Source organism: Bradyrhizobium sp. MI1.11 (assembly GCF_055811255.1).
This window is the reverse complement of sequence record NZ_JBVVPM010000262.1, coordinates 1-208: the sequence shown is the minus strand read 5'-3', so window position 1 is coordinate 208 and position 208 is coordinate 1. Positions and strand designations below refer to the sequence as shown.

Sequence of the window (208 nt, the reverse complement as noted above, 5' to 3'; positions counted from 1 at the left end):
ATGGTGCCCATCATGTTCTCGGCGATGTTGGTACAGGCGAGCGATCGACGAAGCTCCTTCGGCAGCTTCAACCGGACGACAGTCAGGATTTCGTCGAGGCCTTCGAGGATGCTGGCCGCGACGCCGGGCCATCGGGTCGAGCCCGCGCGAGACCAGGTTGTCCAGCAGGGCCTGAACCGTTGCGGCATTCTCGGTCGCCCCTTCCACC

General features: G+C 64.4%; 1 pseudogene. It reads right to left on the bottom strand.

From position 1 onward, the window contains the following. A pseudogene (locus AC0L30_RS43290) lies at positions 1-134 on the bottom strand (IS256 family transposase); the annotation flags it as partial. Positions 135-208 lie beyond the last annotated feature (74 nt).